This window comes from Paenibacillus sp. FSL R7-0026 (assembly GCF_038004485.1).
Lineage (GTDB): Bacteria > Bacillota > Bacilli > Paenibacillales > Paenibacillaceae > Paenibacillus > Paenibacillus xylanexedens_A.
The window spans coordinates 3,227,053-3,245,450 of sequence record NZ_JBBORG010000001.1; the positions used below are offsets into that span (position 1 = coordinate 3,227,053).

At 42.9% G+C, this 18,398-nt stretch carries 16 protein-coding genes; 11 read left to right on the plus strand and 5 right to left on the minus strand.

Annotated features, from left to right (window positions below; translation table 11 throughout):
• Positions 1 to 261: 261 nt before the first annotated feature.
• The 7 genes from MKY44_RS14430 to MKY44_RS14460 all read left to right on the plus strand — a co-directional run bounded on the left by MKY44_RS14430 (position 262) and on the right by MKY44_RS14460 (position 10,624).
• The gene (locus MKY44_RS14430) at positions 262 to 1,974 is read left to right on the plus strand and encodes a sensor histidine kinase (protein ID WP_341007612.1); all 1,713 of its coding nucleotides are present in this window, start codon (positions 262 to 264) and stop codon (positions 1,972 to 1,974) included.
• The gene (locus MKY44_RS14435; RefSeq protein WP_341007613.1) at positions 1,971 to 3,377 is read left to right on the plus strand and encodes a response regulator transcription factor; all 1,407 of its coding nucleotides are present in this window, start codon (positions 1,971 to 1,973) and stop codon (positions 3,375 to 3,377) included. The genes MKY44_RS14430 and MKY44_RS14435 overlap by 4 nt, the downstream gene beginning before the upstream one ends.
• 249 nt (positions 3,378 to 3,626) lie before the next feature.
• Positions 3,627 to 5,363, plus strand: a complete 1,737-nt coding sequence (locus tag MKY44_RS14440; RefSeq protein ID WP_341007614.1) for a sugar ABC transporter substrate-binding protein — start codon at positions 3,627 to 3,629, stop codon at positions 5,361 to 5,363.
• A 61-nt stretch (positions 5,364 to 5,424) separates the two neighbouring features.
• A complete protein-coding gene (locus MKY44_RS14445) occupies positions 5,425 to 6,339 on the plus strand; it encodes an ABC transporter permease (RefSeq protein ID WP_036615441.1) in 915 nt (304 codons plus the stop codon).
• A gap of 13 nt (positions 6,340 to 6,352) precedes the next feature.
• Positions 6,353 to 7,246: a carbohydrate ABC transporter permease gene (locus MKY44_RS14450; protein ID WP_341007615.1), complete on the plus strand. Its 894-nt coding sequence runs from the start codon at positions 6,353 to 6,355 to the stop codon at positions 7,244 to 7,246.
• Between the two features lie 22 nt (positions 7,247 to 7,268).
• Positions 7,269 to 8,897 carry a glycoside hydrolase family 13 protein gene (locus tag MKY44_RS14455; protein ID WP_341007616.1) on the plus strand — a complete coding sequence of 543 codons (1,629 nt, stop codon included), beginning with the start codon at positions 7,269 to 7,271 and terminating at the stop codon, positions 8,895 to 8,897.
• Positions 8,898 to 8,956: 59 nt separating this feature from the next.
• On the plus strand, positions 8,957 to 10,624 hold the full coding sequence (locus tag MKY44_RS14460; protein ID WP_341007617.1) for a glycoside hydrolase family 13 protein: 1,668 nt from the start codon (positions 8,957 to 8,959) through the stop codon (positions 10,622 to 10,624).
• Positions 10,625 to 10,720: 96 nt separating this feature from the next.
• Here MKY44_RS14460 and MKY44_RS14465 read toward each other — a convergent pair whose 3' ends face one another.
• The 4 genes from MKY44_RS14465 to MKY44_RS14480 form a co-directional block, all read right to left on the minus strand.
• Entirely contained in the window at positions 10,721 to 11,002 is a 282-nt protein-coding gene (locus MKY44_RS14465) for a GNAT family N-acetyltransferase (RefSeq protein ID WP_036615433.1), read from the minus strand.
• A complete protein-coding gene (locus MKY44_RS14470) occupies positions 10,995 to 11,246 on the minus strand; it encodes a (4Fe-4S)-binding protein (protein ID WP_036616061.1) in 252 nt (83 codons plus the stop codon). Before MKY44_RS14470 ends, MKY44_RS14465 begins: the two co-directional genes overlap by 8 nt.
• A 268-nt stretch (positions 11,247 to 11,514) precedes the next feature.
• Positions 11,515 to 13,269: a methyl-accepting chemotaxis protein gene (locus MKY44_RS14475; RefSeq protein ID WP_341007618.1), complete on the minus strand. Its 1,755-nt coding sequence runs from the start codon at positions 13,267 to 13,269 to the stop codon at positions 11,515 to 11,517.
• Positions 13,270 to 13,536: 267 nt separating this feature from the next.
• Complete coding sequence (locus MKY44_RS14480; protein WP_341007619.1) at positions 13,537 to 14,376, minus strand: alpha/beta fold hydrolase; 840 nt, start codon at positions 14,374 to 14,376, stop codon at positions 13,537 to 13,539.
• A gap of 151 nt (positions 14,377 to 14,527) precedes the next feature.
• Here MKY44_RS14480 and MKY44_RS14485 point away from each other — a divergent pair, with 151 nt between their 5' ends.
• Positions 14,528 to 15,391, plus strand: coding sequence for a LysR family transcriptional regulator (locus MKY44_RS14485; protein ID WP_341007620.1), 864 nt, complete (start codon positions 14,528 to 14,530; stop codon positions 15,389 to 15,391).
• A 149-nt stretch (positions 15,392 to 15,540) separates the two neighbouring features.
• Here MKY44_RS14485 and MKY44_RS14490 read toward each other — a convergent pair whose 3' ends face one another.
• Positions 15,541 to 15,945: a VOC family protein gene (locus tag MKY44_RS14490; protein ID WP_341007621.1), complete on the minus strand. Its 405-nt coding sequence runs from the start codon at positions 15,943 to 15,945 to the stop codon at positions 15,541 to 15,543.
• Between the two features lie 416 nt (positions 15,946 to 16,361).
• On the opposite strand from MKY44_RS14490, the gene MKY44_RS14495 reads away from it, so the two are divergent.
• Genes MKY44_RS14495 through MKY44_RS14505 form a run of 3 tightly spaced genes read left to right on the plus strand, consistent with a single transcriptional unit; the run spans position 16,362 to position 18,225 of the window.
• Complete coding sequence (locus MKY44_RS14495) at positions 16,362 to 16,736, plus strand: GntR family transcriptional regulator (protein ID WP_062834670.1); 375 nt, start codon at positions 16,362 to 16,364, stop codon at positions 16,734 to 16,736.
• Between the two features lie 5 nt (positions 16,737 to 16,741).
• Complete coding sequence (locus tag MKY44_RS14500) at positions 16,742 to 17,602, plus strand: ABC transporter ATP-binding protein (RefSeq protein WP_341007622.1); 861 nt, start codon at positions 16,742 to 16,744, stop codon at positions 17,600 to 17,602.
• Complete coding sequence (locus MKY44_RS14505; protein WP_341007623.1) at positions 17,599 to 18,225, plus strand: ABC-2 transporter permease; 627 nt, start codon at positions 17,599 to 17,601, stop codon at positions 18,223 to 18,225. Before MKY44_RS14500 ends, MKY44_RS14505 begins: the two co-directional genes overlap by 4 nt.
• Positions 18,226 to 18,398 lie beyond the last annotated feature (173 nt).

Here is an 18,398-nt window from a genome sequence, read left to right on the forward strand (position 1 = left end):
ACAAGAAGTAATTACAACTGAAGTAAGGTACGCATATATTAAGTGCTATTCCTCATCATTTTGAGGAGTAGCACTTTTTATATGCGTACAGTATGAAAGCGTTTGACTTATTTGAATATCAATCTATAATGATGAAAGGAAATTGGACTTGGACGAGGCCTATGGAGAAAACGATAACCGGCATAGCTGTATGTATATCCACAGCAAGCTTCCATACGCAGGAGGCTTGCTGTTTCATTTTCAGAAGGAGAATCGGTCCCCATGACACTCAAAAAAAGAATCTTTTTATTGTTCTTTCTCAGTGCGTTTATCCCCTTTATCAGCATATTTGCGATTTCTTACTATACGATTGACTCCATTTTCGCAAATAAGATCGATGATGGCATTCGCAGCAATTTACAGCAGGTGACATCTTCATTGGAGAATTCCATCACCAATCTGAATCACGTTACACAGCAATTGTCTTACGGTGGTACTGTAGGCAAAAGGTTGGATGAATTTTTGAATCCGTCCTCCGATATCTTCGAATTAATCGAGGCCAGGGACGAATTAAAGAGCGAGTTAAGTGTGGTCACGTTTACCAATCCGAATATCGGATTGACCTTATATTATTTCCAGAAAGAAGGCACTACGCAGTTCGGCAACTTTCCGATTAAGGATCATTTTTCTCCTGAATCTTTGCCAGTGCTCTTCCAAACTTATGGCATTAAGTATTATGGTCCCCATATCAGCATGAACCGGTTTGATGACCAACTCGTTCTGTCTGCCATGCGAAAAGTACAACTGCCCAAAAGAGACGACGTGTACATATACGTAGAATCCGGCTTTCGCCTTACACAGGATATCTTGGGTTACAATCAATACAACGGCGCATTATCTCATCTCATTCTGGATGGTACAGGAAACATTGTGTACAGTGAAATACCGGAGGCCATGAAGGTCGGGGAGAACTTCTCCAACTTAACGGTCGATCCTGCCAAGGATGGAATATCCCGTGGGTATCACTGGTTCAAGGAGGATTCCTCACAGAAATGGAGCGTCGTATCTGTCATTTCGCAGGCTCAGTATCAACAGGAGAAAAACCAGTGGTTGCTTCAAATATTGCTGGTCGCTTTATTTTTCCTCGGCTTTACCGTTTTTCTTGCTTGGCTTCTGTGGAAGATGGTGTACAAACCACTCGGTTTGTTTCATTCGGAGATCAATGGGATGTCCAAAAATCCACAAACGAAAGGAAGCCGAGCTCGCACTCAGATCCCCGAATTTGATTTTCTGTTGGGTGAATTTTCGAATATGCAGCATCAAATTGGTGACCTCTTCAGGGAAGTGCAGCAGAAAGAGAAGATACGTGCAGACCTGGAAGTGGAAAAGCTGCTCTATCAGATCAACCCGCACTTTCTAATGAATACGCTGGATACAGTGCACTGGCTGGCCGTCATGAACGGACAAGGGGAGATCGACAAGCTGGTGCAATCATTGAACAAGCTACTCTATTACAATCTAGGCAAATTAGGGCAAGTATCCACAATGGAAGAAGAGATTGATGCGCTAAGGCAGTATCTGATTTTGCAGCAAATTCGCTATGATTTTGAATTTGACGTCCGCATTATTGCAGATGAACAAGTACTTCAAATTCCTGTGCCTCGCTTTATTCTGCAACCGCTGGTTGAAAATTCGCTATATCATGGATTGAGTGACGAAGGTTTTATTCAAATTGAAGTGACATGCACTGCAACGCTGAACATTATGATTCAAGATAATGGAGCAGGTATGACCGAGGAAACCATTCATAATCTGCTGAACAATCGTGTAGCTGAGCATCAAAAAGTAGGAATGGGTATCGGACTCAATTACGTTCACCGCATGTTAAAGGCGCAGTACGGGGATCAAGCACAACTGGTGATCGAGAGTGAATTGGGAACAGGGACAAGCATACTGCTTGTATTGCCTATTAAAGGAGAAGATATCTCGTCATGATTAAGGTATTGATTGTAGATGATGATAAGCTGGTACGCAAAGGGATTAGCTCTGCGATGCCATGGAACGAGTTCAACATGGAGGTTGTAGGAGAGGCCAGCAACGGGGCGAAAGCGCTGGATTTCCTACAAACCCAACCGGTCGATCTGATGTTAACGGATCTTGCGATGCCCGTCATGTCAGGAATTGAACTGATGCGAGCTGCGAGGCAGCTCTATCCAGAACTTCATATCGTTGTGTTAACACTGCATCAGGATTTCGATTATATCCAGGAAGCGCTAAGACTCGGAGCCATCGATTATATAGCCAAAGTCCAGCTGGAGAAAGAGCAATTTGAACATGTTCTGCAACGGATACATACCCGAATTAACGGGTTGACAAGCACGATAAGAAAGATGCCTTCGCAGAATGAAGTCAATTTCCATTATCAAAATGTGTATGCCCTTGTTTCACAGGATCGCAAATCAGAGCATAAGTGGCCAATGGAGCTAACTGCGCATGAAGATGAGATAAGATGGGAGGTTGAGCGTAATAGCTGCATGTGGGCTGCACCCCCGTCCGAAGAAGATCAACTATTTTATCAATTGAAGGAAGGCCTGCATCAAGTTCCCCAGAGTACGTTGTTGGTTTTGTCTGATGTACAAGAGCGAACATGGTCGCACATCAAAAACTGGATTAGGAATTATACAGAGACGTCTTTATTCTATGTTTACAACCCCAATAACCAAGTCATTGCCGTTTCGATAAATGAGGAAGACACATGTTCAAAAGAACCGCAGGATGAGGACCTTGACCGGATTAAACATCGTTGGTTCCAAACCCCATGGACCCACCATGACAGTTACTACAATCAACTCATTGACCAGTTTATATCCTTACGATTACATAAAGGTCAGTTGATGGGATTGCTGTACTCGATCGTGATGGAATGGAACCACCTTTTTGGTCAAACTACGCTTGGAAAAATCTCGATGATCCATTCTTTCGAGTCTTGGTACGAGGTTGAAGAATGGATCAAACAGACTGCTGTAAGCATTCGAAAGGCTGATGAACAGACTTCGTATTCGCAGGAAATCATCGATGCCGTGAAAAAAGCAGTGATGATCGTGCAGCATGATTTGGAACAGGCCTATACAGCTTCAGGTCTCTCCCAACAACTCAACATCAGCCGAAGTTATTTCAGTCAATGTTTCAAAGTTCTGATGGGGAAAACCTTTAATGAGTACTCCCGCTTCATCCGGGTAGAGAAATCCAAAGAGTACTTGCTCAATACGAATAATACGATTTTCTGGATTGCGGAGCGAGTGGGTTATACGGATGAGAAATATTTCAGCCGGATTTTCCGCGAACTGACAGGTCTTCTGCCAAGCGAATATCGGCAGCTAGGTAAAGGAAATAAATAGCCGCCAGCTTCCTAATTAGGAGCTGCCGGCTTTTGTTTTTAATCAAAAATAAGAGTGGTTAGACGAATGTAGTTCAGTAGGTAGGGTAAATGTTCACAAACTAAACCGTGCTTTATAATACTGACTGAAACTGTAATCATTTCTCTATCCAAACGGACGTGTAATCCCTATCTCGATGGGTCTTCACTTCATTTTATAATGAAAGCGCAAACAAATATTGAACATCAGAATAAAGGGGAATCGAACTAGATGAGAACAAAATGGTCTATGAAAAGCAACCGGTTGACGAAGCGTCTCGCCGTGCTGTCCATGTCTGCCTTGATGGTTGCAACCCTCGCGGCATGTGGAGACTCTTCCACTCCTCCTACTGCAGAGGAAGCAGGCAAATATGAGGTAACACCGGGAGATCCGTTCAGTGCCTATAAAGACGAAATTACCGTAACCATGGGAAGGGTAACCACAGCCAATCCAAAACTGCCGGCTGGTGATACCTATGAGAACAACGCATATACTCGGCTGGTCAAAGACACGTTTAACGCTCAGATTACAGATCAATTTGAAGCCAATGGCGAAGATTATAGCCGTCAAGTTTCGCTCGCTATCGCATCCGGGGAATTGCCCGACATGATGCGTGTTGATTCCAAAGATGAACTGAAAGAACTGGTGGATAACGATCTGATTGAGGATCTGACCGCCATTTATGATCAATATGCCACGGATAATATCAAGCAGATGTACGATTCCTATGATGGCCGTGCATTAGACAATGCAACGATTGATGGACGTTTGATGGGACTTCCGGCGACTTCTCTGGATTCCGCACCAACGATGGTTTGGGTCCGTCAAGATTGGCTGGATCTGCTGGGGATTCAACTTGATGCAGATGGTGACGGCGCCATTTCACTGGATGAAGTGGAGAAGACCACACAGGAATTCCTGAAAAGAGATCCTGGCCAATCCGGGAACCCGGTAGGTATTCCATTTGTGAACACGATGAATACAACAGATTACAATGGCTCTGCTTATACGATGCTGGGTGTAGCCTCAACCGAGGGAGCCTTCCCGCAATATTGGATGAATGGTGAAGACGGCAAAATCGTGTATGGTTCTACGACAGAAGAAACGAAAAAAATGCTGGGCACCATGGCGGATTGGTTCAAGAATGGCATCATTGACCCGCAATTTGGAACCCGCACGTTTGACGATATTACCGCACTCTACGCCAATGGCCAAAGCGGCATCGCCTTTGGACCGTGGCATATCCCTGACTGGGGACTGATCAGTGCGAAACAGATGGATAAAAATGCGAAATTCTCGGCTTATACGCTAGAGGATGCAAACGGCAAGGTCAACGTGGCGCATGCCAACCCATCCAATCAGTTTATCGTGGTGAGAAAGGGATATGAACACCCTGAACTGGCCGTTAAGATTCTTAACCTGTTCTACGATAAACTGGCTAATGATAAAGATGCCGCAACAACCATGCCGGAAGCTGCCAAATATCAGGAGACCGGGGTAGACGGATCTACGAGACCTTTTAACATCGAAGTTAACTCGGCAACATCGCTGCTGGATGATTACTCTGACGTTGTTCGCGGAATTAAAGGAGAGATCGGCCTCGACGAGGTTCGCACTACAGAATCGAAGAACAATATCGGAAGCATCAAAACCTATTTGAGTGACATGGATACGGATGATGTGACTGCTTGGTCTAAATATCATTCGCGGATCAACGGAGTTGGACTAATCGACAAACTGACACAAGAAAACAAATTTGTATGGATGACACCTGCTTACTCTGGCACTACACCAAGCATGAAACAGACGTGGGCCAATCTGACAAAGTTGGAACAGGAATCGTTTATCAAAATTGTAACGGGTTCAGAACCGCTCGAGTACTTCGATACATTCGTCAGTAACTGGAAGAAACAAGGCGGTGATCAAGTCATTCAGGAAATTGAAGACGAGATCGCATCGAAAAAATAAACATTCATGAACAGTAGCAGGGCTGCGATACGCAGCCTTTCTTCAGAAAAGGGGTTCATCCATGAAACAGGGGAATTGGAAAGCGAGAGGGCGGCTCGGCCCAGGTGCCATGTACCATATGATGATGCTGCCGGGCATTTTGTTTTTGCTTGTATTCAGCTATGTTCCAATGGTCGGCATCATTACGGCGTTCCAGGATTATATACCGGCTAAGGGCATGTTCGGCTCCGAATTTGTAGGCCTGAAGCATTTTATGTATATGTTCAAGCTTCCAGATATCGCGCAGGTCGTCAGCAATACGTTGGTAATTGCGATTGGCAAGATTCTGCTTGGAACGATGATGGCTATCATTTTTTCCGTTTTATTAAATGAAATACGTATCAAATACGTCAAAAAATCCGTGCAAACGATTGTTTATCTGCCACACTTTCTATCCTGGGTTGTACTGGCATCCGTCGTTGTCAACATGTTCAGTTTGGATGGCATTGTGAATCAGATGTTGGCGTTCTTTGGCCTCGAAAATATTAATTTCCTTGGCAGCAACACCTGGTTCCAGCCACTGATTATTGGTACAGACGTATGGAAAGAGTTTGGTTACAGTTCTATCGTCTATCTGGCGGCGATTACGTCGATTGATCCCGGTCTATATGAAGCGGCAGGAATGGATGGAGCCAGTTGGTGGAGAAAAGTATGGCATATTACATTGCCAGGCATGCTGCCTATTATTCTGCTCATGGGCGTAATGAGCCTGACCAACATTTTGAGCGCCGGTTTCGACCAAGTCTATAATCTGTATAACCCGGTGGTCTACGAGTCAGGCGACATTCTGGATACCTATGTTTATCGGATCGGTCTCGTTGGACGACAGTATAGCTTCGGTACAGCTGTTGGTTTGTTCAAGTCCGTAATTGGCATTGTTTTGCTCTTGTCTGCCAACCAGTTGGCCAAAAAATATACGGATCGAAAAATATTCTAAGGAGGCCAAACCTGTGTCCTATTCTGCAAACTTCAAAGATCGAATTGGCCGGTTTGTCATCTATGCCATCGTCATCATGCTGGCATTGGTCTGCCTTCTTCCGTTATGGAATATCGTCGCCATATCATTCAGCAGCAGCGAGGCGGTATCCGCAAATGCAGTAGGTCTCGTTCCAGTTAATTTTACAACAGCGGCCTATACCAAAATTATCGATGATGCACAGTTCTGGCGTTCCTTTGGCATATCTGTTCTACGTGTCGCGCTTACTCTTGTGCTTAACATGATTCTGATTATTTTAATGGCTTATCCGCTATCCAAATCAAAAAGAGATTTTAAAGGCAGAAACATTTATATGAATATCATGATTTTTGCCATGTTGTTCAGTGGAGGCATGATTCCGAGTTACCTGCTGATCAAAAACCTGGACATGCTGAATACGATATGGGCACTCGTTCTGCCAGGCGCTGTCCCCATATTCAGTGTCATCCTTGTGATGAATTTCTTCTCTGCTGTACCTAAAGCGCTTGAAGAAGCAGCGTTCATCGATGGAGCAAATCCCATTCAGGTCTTGTTCAAAGTGTATGTCCCTGTGTCCATTCCTGCGCTGGCGACAGTTGCCTTGTTCAGTATCGTGGGTACATGGAATGACTTCTTCAACGGTTTGATCTATATGACCAAAGTCAGCAATTATCCGCTAATGACCTATATTCAGTCCCTTAACGTGAATATTGCCGATTTGCTTCAAGCTGGCACAAATTCCAGTGAACTCAGCAACCTGACTGAAATTTCGAACAAAAACCTGAATGCAGCCAAAATCGTAGTTGCTGTTATCCCGCTATTGCTGATTTATCCATTGCTGCAAAAATACTTTGTGACTGGCATTGTTGTAGGATCGGTCAAAGAATAACATTAGAAAGGTTGAATGGAACATGGAAAATAAAAAATGGTGGAAAGAAACCGTTGTATATCAAATATATCCACGGAGCTTTCAAGATCGTAACGGAGATGGCATCGGCGACTTGAAGGGCATTGTGTCCCGATTGGATTATTTGCAGGAACTCGGCATTGGTGCGATCTGGTTATCCCCTGTTTGCAAGTCTCCTCAAGATGATTACGGATATGATATTTCAGATTATCAGGATATCGATCCGATGTTTGGGTCTTTGGAAGATATGGAAACGTTAATACTTGAAGCCAAGAAAAGAGACATTCGGATCATCATGGATTTGGTGTTGAACCATACATCGGATGAACACCCCTGGTTTCAAGAAGCCAAAAAAGGCAAAGACAATCCGTACCATGACTACTACGTTTGGAGAGATGGTGTTGAAGGAACACCTCCGAACGACTTGGGTTCCACCTTTGGTGGTTCAGCCTGGGAATGGGTGCCTGAGATCGGGCAATATTATTTGCATCTCTTTTCCATAAAACAGCCCGATCTCAACTGGGAAAACCCCAAAGTCCGGCAGGAAATATACAATATGATCAATTGGTGGATCGACAAGGGTGTGGGTGGTTTTCGCCTCGACGTGATCGACTTAATTGGTAAAGAACCAGATTTGAAGATTACGGGAAATGGGCCTAATTTGCATAAATATATCAGGGAACTGAGCAAGGAGACGTTTCAAAAAGCGGAAGACCTGCTAACGGTTGGAGAAACATGGGGTGCCACTCCGGAAATCGCCAAACTGTACAGCAATCCAGACGGCAGTGAGTTTTCAATGGTCTTCCAATTTGAACACATCAGTTTGGATGAACAAGAAGGCAAAGGAAAGTGGGATCTTAAACCTTTGGATGTGATGGCATTAAAAAAAGTGCTGTCCAAGTGGCAAACGGAACTCAAGGGTGATGCCTGGAACAGTCTGTTCTGGAACAACCACGATTTGCCACGTATCGTATCACGTTGGGGAAATGATGGAGAATTCAGAGTTGAATCGGCTAAAATGTTGGCTACCCTTCTTCATGGCATGCAAGGTACGCCTTACATATATCAGGGCGAAGAGCTGGGTATGACGAATGTTCAATATGCGATCGAGGATTATCGGGATATTGAATTGCTCAACTTTTATAAGGAAAGAATGGGGAAAGGTTATCCTGAACGCAGCGTGATGGAGTCGATCTACGCCAAGGGACGCGATAACGCGCGCACACCTATGCAATGGGATACTTCTGATAACGCAGGTTTTACACAAGGGGAACCTTGGATTAAGGTGAATCCAAATTATAAGCATATCCATGCCGAGGAAAGTTTGAATAACCCTGAATCCATATTCCATTATTACCGGAAGTTAATCCAACTCAGAAAAGATCATGAAGTCATCGTATATGGTGATTATGAGCTGATCTTTCCAGAGAACCCAGACGTGTTTGCTTATACCCGAACGTTGAATGGTACGACAATTCTTGTGGTATGCAATTTCCAAGGATATACGACCGAACTTTCGCTTCAGGAGCAATTGACAGGGGCCCATCAGCTTTTGATATCCAATTATACAAGTGAACTGTCGGAGAGCAAATTACGTCCATATGAAGCAAGAATGTACCTTATCCATGATTAAAGCATAATACGTAATACGTTATATCATGTTCAGTTCTCAAGAAAGAAGGATTATATTCAATGAAAAGAGTATGGTGGAAAGAAGCAGTAGCTTATCAAATCTATCCGAGAAGTTTTATGGATTCCAACGGAGATGGGGTTGGTGACATCAAGGGGATCATATCTAAACTGGATTATATTCAAGATCTCGGTATTGATCTGATATGGATCTGTCCAATGTATAAGTCACCCAACGACGATAATGGGTATGACATCAGCGATTACTGTTCCATTATGGATGAATTCGGCACGATGGCGGACTTTGATCAATTACTGCATGAAGTGCATCACCACGGCATGAAACTCATTATGGACTTGGTGATCAATCATACAAGTGACGAACACCCGTGGTTTATTGAATCGAGAACCTCGCTGGATAACCCCAAACGGGATTGGTACATCTGGAGAGATGGGAAGAATGGAGACGAACCGAATAACTGGGAGAGCATCTTTGGCGGTTCTCCATGGGAATATGATGAAGCCTCCGGACAGTACTATCTCCATCTGTTCTCCAAAAAACAACCGGATTTGAATTGGGCAAATAAAGAAGTTCGGAAATCCATATATGAAATGATGAATTGGTGGCTGGATAAAGGGATTGATGGTTTCCGTGTGGATGCCATCAGCCATATTCACAAAGAAGAGGGTCTCTTAGACATGCCAATAATAGAAGGCGTCAAATACGTCTCTTCATTTGAAAAGCATATGAATGTGAAGGGAATTCAGAGTTATCTGCAAGAAATGAAAGAGAATACATTATCCAGATATGACGTCGTGACTGTTGGGGAAGCGAATGGAGTTAAGGTAGAGGACCAAGAAGATCTGCTGGATTGGATCTGTGAAGTCAGAGGGAAATTTAATATGGTCTTTCAATTCGAACACCTGGACCTTTGGAAAAACAGCACAGACAGGCAACTGGATGTTCCCAAACTGAAAAACGTCTTGACCAAGTGGCAAAAATCACTGGAAGGCGTCGGCTGGAATGCTTTATTTATTGAAAATCATGATCAGCCTCGCAAAGTTTCATCTTGGGGAAATGATACGGAGTATTGGTATGAAAGTGCCACAGCACTTGGAGCCATGTACTTTTTCATGCAAGGCACACCTTTCATATATCAGGGGCAAGAGATAGGCATGACAAACGTGGCTTACCCTTCCATAGAAGATTATAACGACATAGCAGACCGGAATTTATATCAGATCAAACGCGAAGAGGGGATGTCACATGAGGAGATCATGAACATCATCTGGGCTTCAAGTCGTGATAATTCCAGAACGCCGATGCAGTGGTCTTCGACCAAACAGGCCGGGTTTAGCACCGGTACACCATGGTTAAAGGTGAATGACAACTACGTCAAGATTAATGTAGAGAAGCAACTTCAGGAACCACGTTCCATCCTGCAGTTCTACAAACAAATGATTCAGCTGCGAAAAAAACACGATACATTGACTTATGGGATCTATGAGCTTCTTATGCCGGATCATCCGAGTGTATATGCATATACACGTACACTGGCAGATCAACAGGTGCTGGTAGTAATCAATCTTTCTGAACACATCGTGGAGCTTGAAGAAGATGAGCTTGGCCTCAACTTCTCAGAGATCTGGCTTACCAACTATGAAAATGGCTTGCTGCCACTAGTGTTGCGGCCGTTCGAAACCATGGTTGGTTTAAGCGATAAAGTATAAGGTGGATACGTAAAAAGGCGTCTATATCATGGTCTGAATGATATAGACGCCTTTTATTGTTGTGTAACCATATAAAATCAACTGCGAATATTCGTTTTATTGATGGAGAACATCCGCGTATTCAGAGATGCGTTCGAAACGTCCCTTGGCAAATGGGCATAAAGGTAAAATCTTAATACCGTTTTCCCGCGCGTATTCCACCATAGCTTTGATAAGTTCATCGCCAAGCCCTTGTCCTCGGTAAGCATTTTCCACTAAAGTGTGATCAATTATGTATAACTCTGGACTCGAGATTACATAGGTCATCACCGCAGCAATATCACCGTTATCTTGAATAAGAAATCTCTTATTGGCAGGTTCATGTTCTACGTTATGCATGTTCATCCTCTTTCTTTGTTGAATATTCACCGTCCAGAAGCTTATACGTCAATGCTCCACTTGGACATGTGTCAATATGCCGGGCAATGGCCTCCGAAGTGTCACCATCAGGATCAACCCAGGGACGCTTGCTCAAATCAAACACAGCAGGGAGGCCCTTTACGCAAATACCGGAATGAATGCAGACATCTGAATTAAACATGACCTCGATATCTTTACCGTAGTATAACTTCTCTTTAACCATAATGCATTCACATCTTTCACTGTTGAGTTTGAGATTGTTTACAGATCAATATCCCAAGCATCCATGGTAAGCCATGTCTGCCAAGCTCTTAATGTCCGAATTATAAATGAGGAATCGTTAATAAGTCAACGTGATATAGGACAAGAACACGGTCATTCTATGTGCTGATCATAACCCTGGGTCCTCCGAAACATTAAAGCTCCAAAAAAGTTATGTTTCCGGCGATTCTAAGTTGTCATCTAACAACACCCTTAATGAGATTAGGAACTTATTTAGTGACTTCGATCTGAAATTGATCGGAATATGATTTGAGGTTGCCTGCAAGACCAGCGAGTTCCCCGGAGATGTTCGACAGTTCGTTTGCCGATCGCTGCTGTTCCACAGCACTAGCCGTGACTTCTTCGGCCATGGCTGAAGTTTCCTCGGTTGCGGAAGCAATATAACTGAGGTTTTGTTCCAACTCCTGACGAATAGAGTGCATATCCATCGTCCGGCTGTCTAAACTCTGAGCCAACTCATGCACTTCAGTCGATAAGCGACTAACCTGTCCAAATGCCTGGAGACAATCAGCGATCTGTTTCTCCTGTTCCTTAACAGCCACCATATTCGCATCAAAATGACTGCCCATACGATGTATCTCTTGAACAAATGAACTCAGGATCTCATCAATCTCCTGAATCGAACGTTCGGATTGTTGAGCGAGCTGTCCCATTTCCCCAGCAACGACTGCAAAGCCTTTACCCGCTTCTCCAGCTCGGGCTGCTTCAATTGAAGCATTCAGGGATAGTATTTGAGTTTGTTTTAAAATGTTGTGAATTTGACCGCTAATAGAGGAAGCGAGTTCGGATTGAGTCGTCAGAGACCTGGAAATATCCTGTTGATGCTCAACACGCTTGGCATTCTCTCGGCCCTTCTCAAGTAGAACCTCATGTTCACGTGTAACTTGTACTTGAACAGAGGATAGCTGCTCTGAAGTATAAGTAAACTGTTTCACATATGAACCTACTTCATCCATTATTTTGCCGAGATTCTCTGAATGTTGGACGGAGTGTTCTGTCTCTTCAGCCTGTTTCATTGAACCTATGGCAATTTCCTCAATCGCTCTGGAAAGTTCTTCGCTCTGACGCTGGTTCGTCTGAGCGGTTTCCGAAATATCTTTTGATGACTGCTGCAACGTATTTGATCCTTGCTGTATTCCCATCAGAATGTTCGTCAATTGGGCAACCATGATGTTGATCAAATCACTGATGTCACCGAGTTGATCATTGGACATGTGTGTGGATACGACTTTGAGATTCCCATCAGCAACCTGCTCGAGACTTGACTTAATATCGCGTACTTGTCTAAGAATACCTCGTACTACGAATAACATCATGACCAAAGAAAGAATCAGTACAACCACAAAAATCGGGATAATGGTCTGATAAGCATTATTCACGGATGTCGCGGAGACTTGATTCACTGCTCCTGCAGAAATATCAATGCCCAGATAGCCAATGACAGTACCTTGCGAATCCTTGATTGGTGTAAAGGAGGACAATAGCTTGCCCCAGGTTGGATCGTCTACAATGCCTGTTGTGACGACTTCACCACGTAATAAACGTTCCTGAATCTGGGGATTGAATTCCATTACAGTTCCGTAAGGGCTATATTCCGTATCGTCCCAATCCGCTCCATCTACGGTGTAGATCCACCCGTCCGAAGTTTTGTTATACATATAAACATACAAGGCTCCCGATTGAAGCCTAACTTTAACAAGTTCGTCCCTAAGACTTTTATATTCGTTGCTCTCCTCTGAAGCAGTAAAAGATAATGTCTTAATTAATTCCGATTCCTGACCTAGTTGAGAGGCGGTATTCACAGCCAGCTGCTGATTGTTATGCTGCATGGTCATTAATGATGCATTTTCACTGGAGTCGATGGTGGCCCATATGATTAGACCGCCCATGGCCAGTAGCGGAACCAGAATAATCAAATACAGTTTGAACCTTAAATCCATCTTTTTTTTGCGAGTCTGTCTCACGTTCGGTTCCCCCTTGGATGTAATAAAGTAAATATGGTTATTCGTATAACCCCATACTATTTATCGTAAAATTGAAGAGGGAAATGAAGACTAATACTAAATTTGTATATACATATACGTTGGAGAATGTGATCATTTGTGGTGCCAGTGCACTCAAACCGAATGTAGAATTACGTCTTGCATCAAGAAAAAAAAGGCTCCACCAGCTTTATGCCAGTGGAACGCTTAATTTTTCTCTAAGACATTCTGTTCAATATACAAACCTACTTAGGGATGCTCATTGCAGAAACGGTCGATATAATCTGAACATTGCCCAGGTTCATCTTCAATGACGAAATGACCAGCTTTGGGAATGACATGTAGACAAGCATCAGGGATATCCTGGACAAGCCTCTTTGCATAAGCGAGGGGCTGCCATTCATCTTCTTCACCCCATATAATTTGAACGGGGACTTTCAGCTTGGGTAAATCTGTTCCATAGGATTCAGTATATTTTGCATTATAGTGAGCTACCTGATGGGAGAAAAAAGAGGCTTTCCCTAATGAACCTGCATGGGGTTCCAGATACGCATCCAGTGTATCGCCAGTCATAAGCTCTTTATTATACACTGCCATGGGTAATTGTTTCTTTAGCATAGTATCAAAATCAGCACGGGGCATTTGTTCAACCTGTTCAAGCTGTTCTTCGATAATTTTCTTCCAGGTTGGTGAGGGCCACGAATCATAGCTGGGCATGTTGAGTAACGTAAGCGATTGTACACGCTCAGGTTGTTCCTGAGCCAGTTGGAGGCCAACAATTCCACCTAGATCGTGAGCTGCGACATGTAAACGATCCATTCCAAGTTCGTCTAAAAGCTGACTGAAAATCCTATATTGTGCTGCAACAGAAGTATCTGCATCGAGTGGTCTTTCGGATGCTCCATATCCAAGAAGGTCATGAACGTAGACTTTATACCCTTTTTGAACCAGAGAGGGTATTACTTTTCTCCATTCATAGCTATAAGACGGTGTTCCATGAAGGAGCCATACGGGAGAGCCTTCTCCATATTGTTCATAAGCGATTCGATATCCATTGATCAAGATGGATGACGTTGCTGCTGTTTGCATAGTGATTACTCCCTTCCATAAACGATTGAGATTAAAAATGAAATGGGCTCTTATTGAGCTACATTGAATATAAACGATTGCTTTCCATTAGTTAAATTGATAGTTTATATGTAAACGATCAGTTTTAATGATGTTAGAAAGAAGGGAGCGAATGATGGAGATACGTCATTTGGTCACATTTATTACAATTGTGGAACACGAGGGATTTACCAAAGCTGCTGAGCATCTTGGATACGCGCAATCTACAATTACATTGCATATTAAGGCGTTAGAAGAGGAGATTAACTACCCGCTATTTGATCGAATTGGTAAGCGGGTTATTTTAACGGAGACTGGAAAAAAATTGTTGCCACATGCACAAAAAATGCTTGATCTGTATCATATGATTAAGGAAGTGACTGCTGCACAAGGGGAATTAACGGGTAATATCGTGATCAGCATTGGGGAAACGTTATTGATCTATCGTTTTCCACCTATTATTGAGGAATTCAAAAAATTGCATCCTCATGTCAATATCGAGTGGCACCAATTAGATTCCGTATATTATAAAGAGAATTTGATGCAAGGTAAAAGTGATATTTCCTTCATGTTAGGGACAGAGGTACATGACCCCAATCTGTACAGTGAGAAATTGGCTGAGGAGCCCATGATGCTGCTGTACCCCAATTCATTTGAGCTACAACGGGACATTGTACGAAGCAATCTACTTTTTACCGAAAGAGGTTGTGGGTATCGCACATTGTTTGAACAATGCATTGAGGAGTATCAGATTGGGATTACTTCCAATATTGAATTCTGGAGTATTGAAGCTGTGAAACAGTCGATATTGAGCGGTATGGGCATATCCTTGTTACCTCGAATTACGGTAGAGAAGGAGCTGAAGGAAGAAAAACTTTCAGGTCAGCAGTACAAACAAAATCTAGCTACACAGTTGCTATATCCCAAAAACAAGTGGATCTCTCCCCAAGTAGAAGCTTTTATCGAGATCGTTAAAAAGCATGCCTCCCTCTGGTAAGAAAAGAGAAGAGTGTCTTCTGTTAATTTCTCGTTAAAATACTTCTTCCGCTTTAGACAAAAATGAAGAGACTATAGCTCATCGCTATGGTCTCTTTCTGCTGGTCATAAAAATTAATAAAAAATTACCTTACTCATTTCAACTATCCTTTATAACCTACCACTGAACCGTTGGATTGCTTCCTCGGTCACCGGCGTGAAGAGATTAACCAGATTACCGTCAGGATCGCGAAACAGCAAAGCACGATTCCCCCACGGCATTGTGGTAGGTTCCTTTACCCACTCATCGACAAACGGCTTCAAGCGCTCGTATTCGGCATCAACATCGTGGACGTGGAGCTCAATAATGACAGTACGATTGTTGGCCGCCACAGCGGAACCAGCACCAAACAGTTGCACCGTCTGGGAGTGGCCGATCGCTAGAGTGCACGATGGCATAACGAGTTCGGCAAAGACAGGTGCAGGGCGTTCTGCTGAAACACCCGTAATTTTCTCATAGAACTCGACGAGTCGATCCACGTCATCAGTAATGATACGCACAGAAGCAAAATTCACGAGATATCATCCTTCCTATAATAAATATTACGATTACTTACTCGAACTATACAGAAACACTACTGACAACGGTATGTCAGTAGTGTTTTATGAAGTAACCATAGAATAAGAGTGATCGAATTCAACTAACGAGAAACGATAACGCGGGGAGGGATCTCGCAGTGACCGGTTATAACGTTGATGGGAAAGCACTAAAGACTTTATAAGAATAATTGACAATTGTACTCCTGTGTACTATATTGTACTTATTGAGTAAGTACAATATAGTACACAGACAACGCTGAATTTTTAACAGAAAGACGGTGTTTAAATGAAAAGTAAGGAGGAGAATGATGAAAAAAGAAACCAGATTTGGAGTGCAACCTATTTCAAAAGGGAAAACCTTTACTAAAAAATAATCTAATTGGGGTACCTATATGGAGATTATCATAAGCAGCAATACAAGTAAGCCCATCTATGAACAAATAACATCACAGATCAAAGCGATGATTATGAGTGGAGAATTAAAGACTGGCGACCCCATTCCATCGATGCGATCTATGGCAAAATCTATTCATGTCAGTGTGATTACTGTTCAAAAGGCCTATGAGGATTTGCAGAGGGACGGTTTTATAGAGACTACCGTAGGACGGGGAAGTTTTGTTTCCGCACAGAACAAAAATTTCTATCAAGAAGAAATCCAACGTAAAGCTGAGGGACTTTTGCAGGAAGCCGCAGATATCGGGCGTACAAATGGGATCCCTGTCGAAAAACTCATTGAGTTATTAAAGCTGTTCTATGAGGAGGAGTAATGATCATGAATCATGCTTTGACTGTAAATGGACTGACAAAGGCGTATCACGACTTTGTGCTGGACAATATATCGTTTCATGTGCCTCGCGGGTCGATTGTAGGGTTGATTGGCCAGAACGGGGCAGGGAAAAGTACAACGATCAATTCGATTCTTGGATTGAAAAATAAGGATTCCGGCACGGTGACGATTTTGGGCAAGCAGGATCAGGAAATTGATAATGCCGTTCGCAATCAGATTGGTGTTGTGTTTGACGGCAGTAATTTCCCGGAAGGATTATCACCTAAAAAGCTAAACCGTGTCTTCCAAAATATCTTTGCAGCTTGGGACGAAGAGAAATACTATTCTTTGCTAAATGAACTATCCTTACCTGCAAACAAAAAGATCAAAGAGTTTTCTAAAGGGATGAAAATGAAGCTGTCTATCGCAGTTGCACTTTCTCACGGTTCCAAGCTTCTGATCCTGGATGAAGCGACGAGTGGACTTGATCCTGTTGTTCGTGATGATATCCTGGATCTATTTTTGGAATTTGTGCAGGACGAAAGCAACTCTATCCTGGTATCCTCACATATCACAAGTGATTTGGAAAAAGTTGCTGATTATATCGTATTCATTCATAACGGCAAGGTAATTTTCAACAAACCAAAGGATGAATTGCGATATAAGTACGGGATCATTAAATGTGGTACGGCACAGTATGATGCCCTTGATAAACAAGATATAATCGCTTACCGGAAGCAGGATTATGCTTGGGAAGTATTAGTTGCCGATAAAGAATTGGCGCAAAAGAAATACCCGAATGCAGTGATTGATCCTGCCACAATTGATGATATTATGCTGTTGTATATCAAGGGGGAGAGAACATGAGAGGGCTTATGCTTAAAGATTTCTATGCTATTAAGGATGCGTTGCTTATCCCCCTAATATTAATGGTCGTCATTGGAATCGTTTTGTCCGTCGTAAGCTCTCCTTGGCTTTTGATTGTGATCGCGGGAACCTCATTTGGAATGATGGCGGTAATGAGCATTCAAACTGACAAAACAGCGCAGTGGGATAAATTTTGCGCTACACTTCCCGTCTCAAGGATTCAAAGCGCTTCAAGCAAATATGGTTTGTATGTGCTCCTTAGTCTATTTGGAATTTTGGTTGCCACGATAATTTGTGTTATTGCTTCTATGATATTATCGAGCTTTGAGTTATCTGCTGTATATGTGAATGTATCCTTTGCGCTTATTCTTGCATTTCTTCCAGCCAGTGTGAATATCCCTAGTTCTTTTTTACTCGATGGAGAAAAAAGTATTGCCGGAATAATCCTTTCTTATGTAGTCACTGCCCTTGCCATTGCGGGATTAAGAACATTGCTAGGTTACTATATGAACATAGAAGAAAATCTACTTTTATTGTACGGAGTAGTAGCTGCGTTTAGTGTTGTCGTATATATACTCTCATGGATCATATGCCCAAGATGGCTAAGCCGTAAAGAATTATGAGGAAAAAAACAGGAAACATTAATAAATCTAGTACAACAGAATGTATCCATAATCTCAGAGCCAGACGTTAAAGCGCAGAGCCGATGACCGCGAGCAGAATCGCAGTTGTCGGCTCTCTTTGCATTCATTCATAACGTTCGATACTCATTTTTACACTGGAGGGCTAATAGACA

Bases quoted from the DNA above. Each gene is read 5' to 3' on its own strand.
- MKY44_RS14500 (WP_341007622.1), top strand. From the start codon at position 16,742: ATGAATCATGCTTTGACTGTAAATGGACTGACAAAGGCGTATCACGAC.
- MKY44_RS14480 (WP_341007619.1), bottom strand. From the start codon at position 14,376: ATGCAAACAGCAGCAACGTCATCCATCTTGATCAATGGATATCGAATC.
- MKY44_RS14485 (WP_341007620.1), top strand. From the start codon at position 14,528: ATGATGGAGATACGTCATTTGGTCACATTTATTACAATTGTGGAACAC.
- MKY44_RS14460 (WP_341007617.1), top strand. From the start codon at position 8,957: ATGAAAAGAGTATGGTGGAAAGAAGCAGTAGCTTATCAAATCTATCCG.
- MKY44_RS14435 (WP_341007613.1), top strand. From the start codon at position 1,971: ATGATTAAGGTATTGATTGTAGATGATGATAAGCTGGTACGCAAAGGG.
- MKY44_RS14445 (WP_036615441.1), top strand. From the start codon at position 5,425: ATGAAACAGGGGAATTGGAAAGCGAGAGGGCGGCTCGGCCCAGGTGCC.
- MKY44_RS14470 (WP_036616061.1), bottom strand. From the start codon at position 11,246: ATGGTTAAAGAGAAGTTATACTACGGTAAAGATATCGAGGTCATGTTT.
- MKY44_RS14505 (WP_341007623.1), top strand. From the start codon at position 17,599: ATGAGAGGGCTTATGCTTAAAGATTTCTATGCTATTAAGGATGCGTTG.
- MKY44_RS14430 (WP_341007612.1), top strand. From the start codon at position 262: ATGACACTCAAAAAAAGAATCTTTTTATTGTTCTTTCTCAGTGCGTTT.
- MKY44_RS14495 (WP_062834670.1), top strand. From the start codon at position 16,362: ATGGAGATTATCATAAGCAGCAATACAAGTAAGCCCATCTATGAACAA.
- MKY44_RS14440 (WP_341007614.1), top strand. From the start codon at position 3,627: ATGAGAACAAAATGGTCTATGAAAAGCAACCGGTTGACGAAGCGTCTC.
- MKY44_RS14465 (WP_036615433.1), bottom strand. From the start codon at position 11,002: ATGCATAACGTAGAACATGAACCTGCCAATAAGAGATTTCTTATTCAA.
- MKY44_RS14455 (WP_341007616.1), top strand. From the start codon at position 7,269: ATGGAAAATAAAAAATGGTGGAAAGAAACCGTTGTATATCAAATATAT.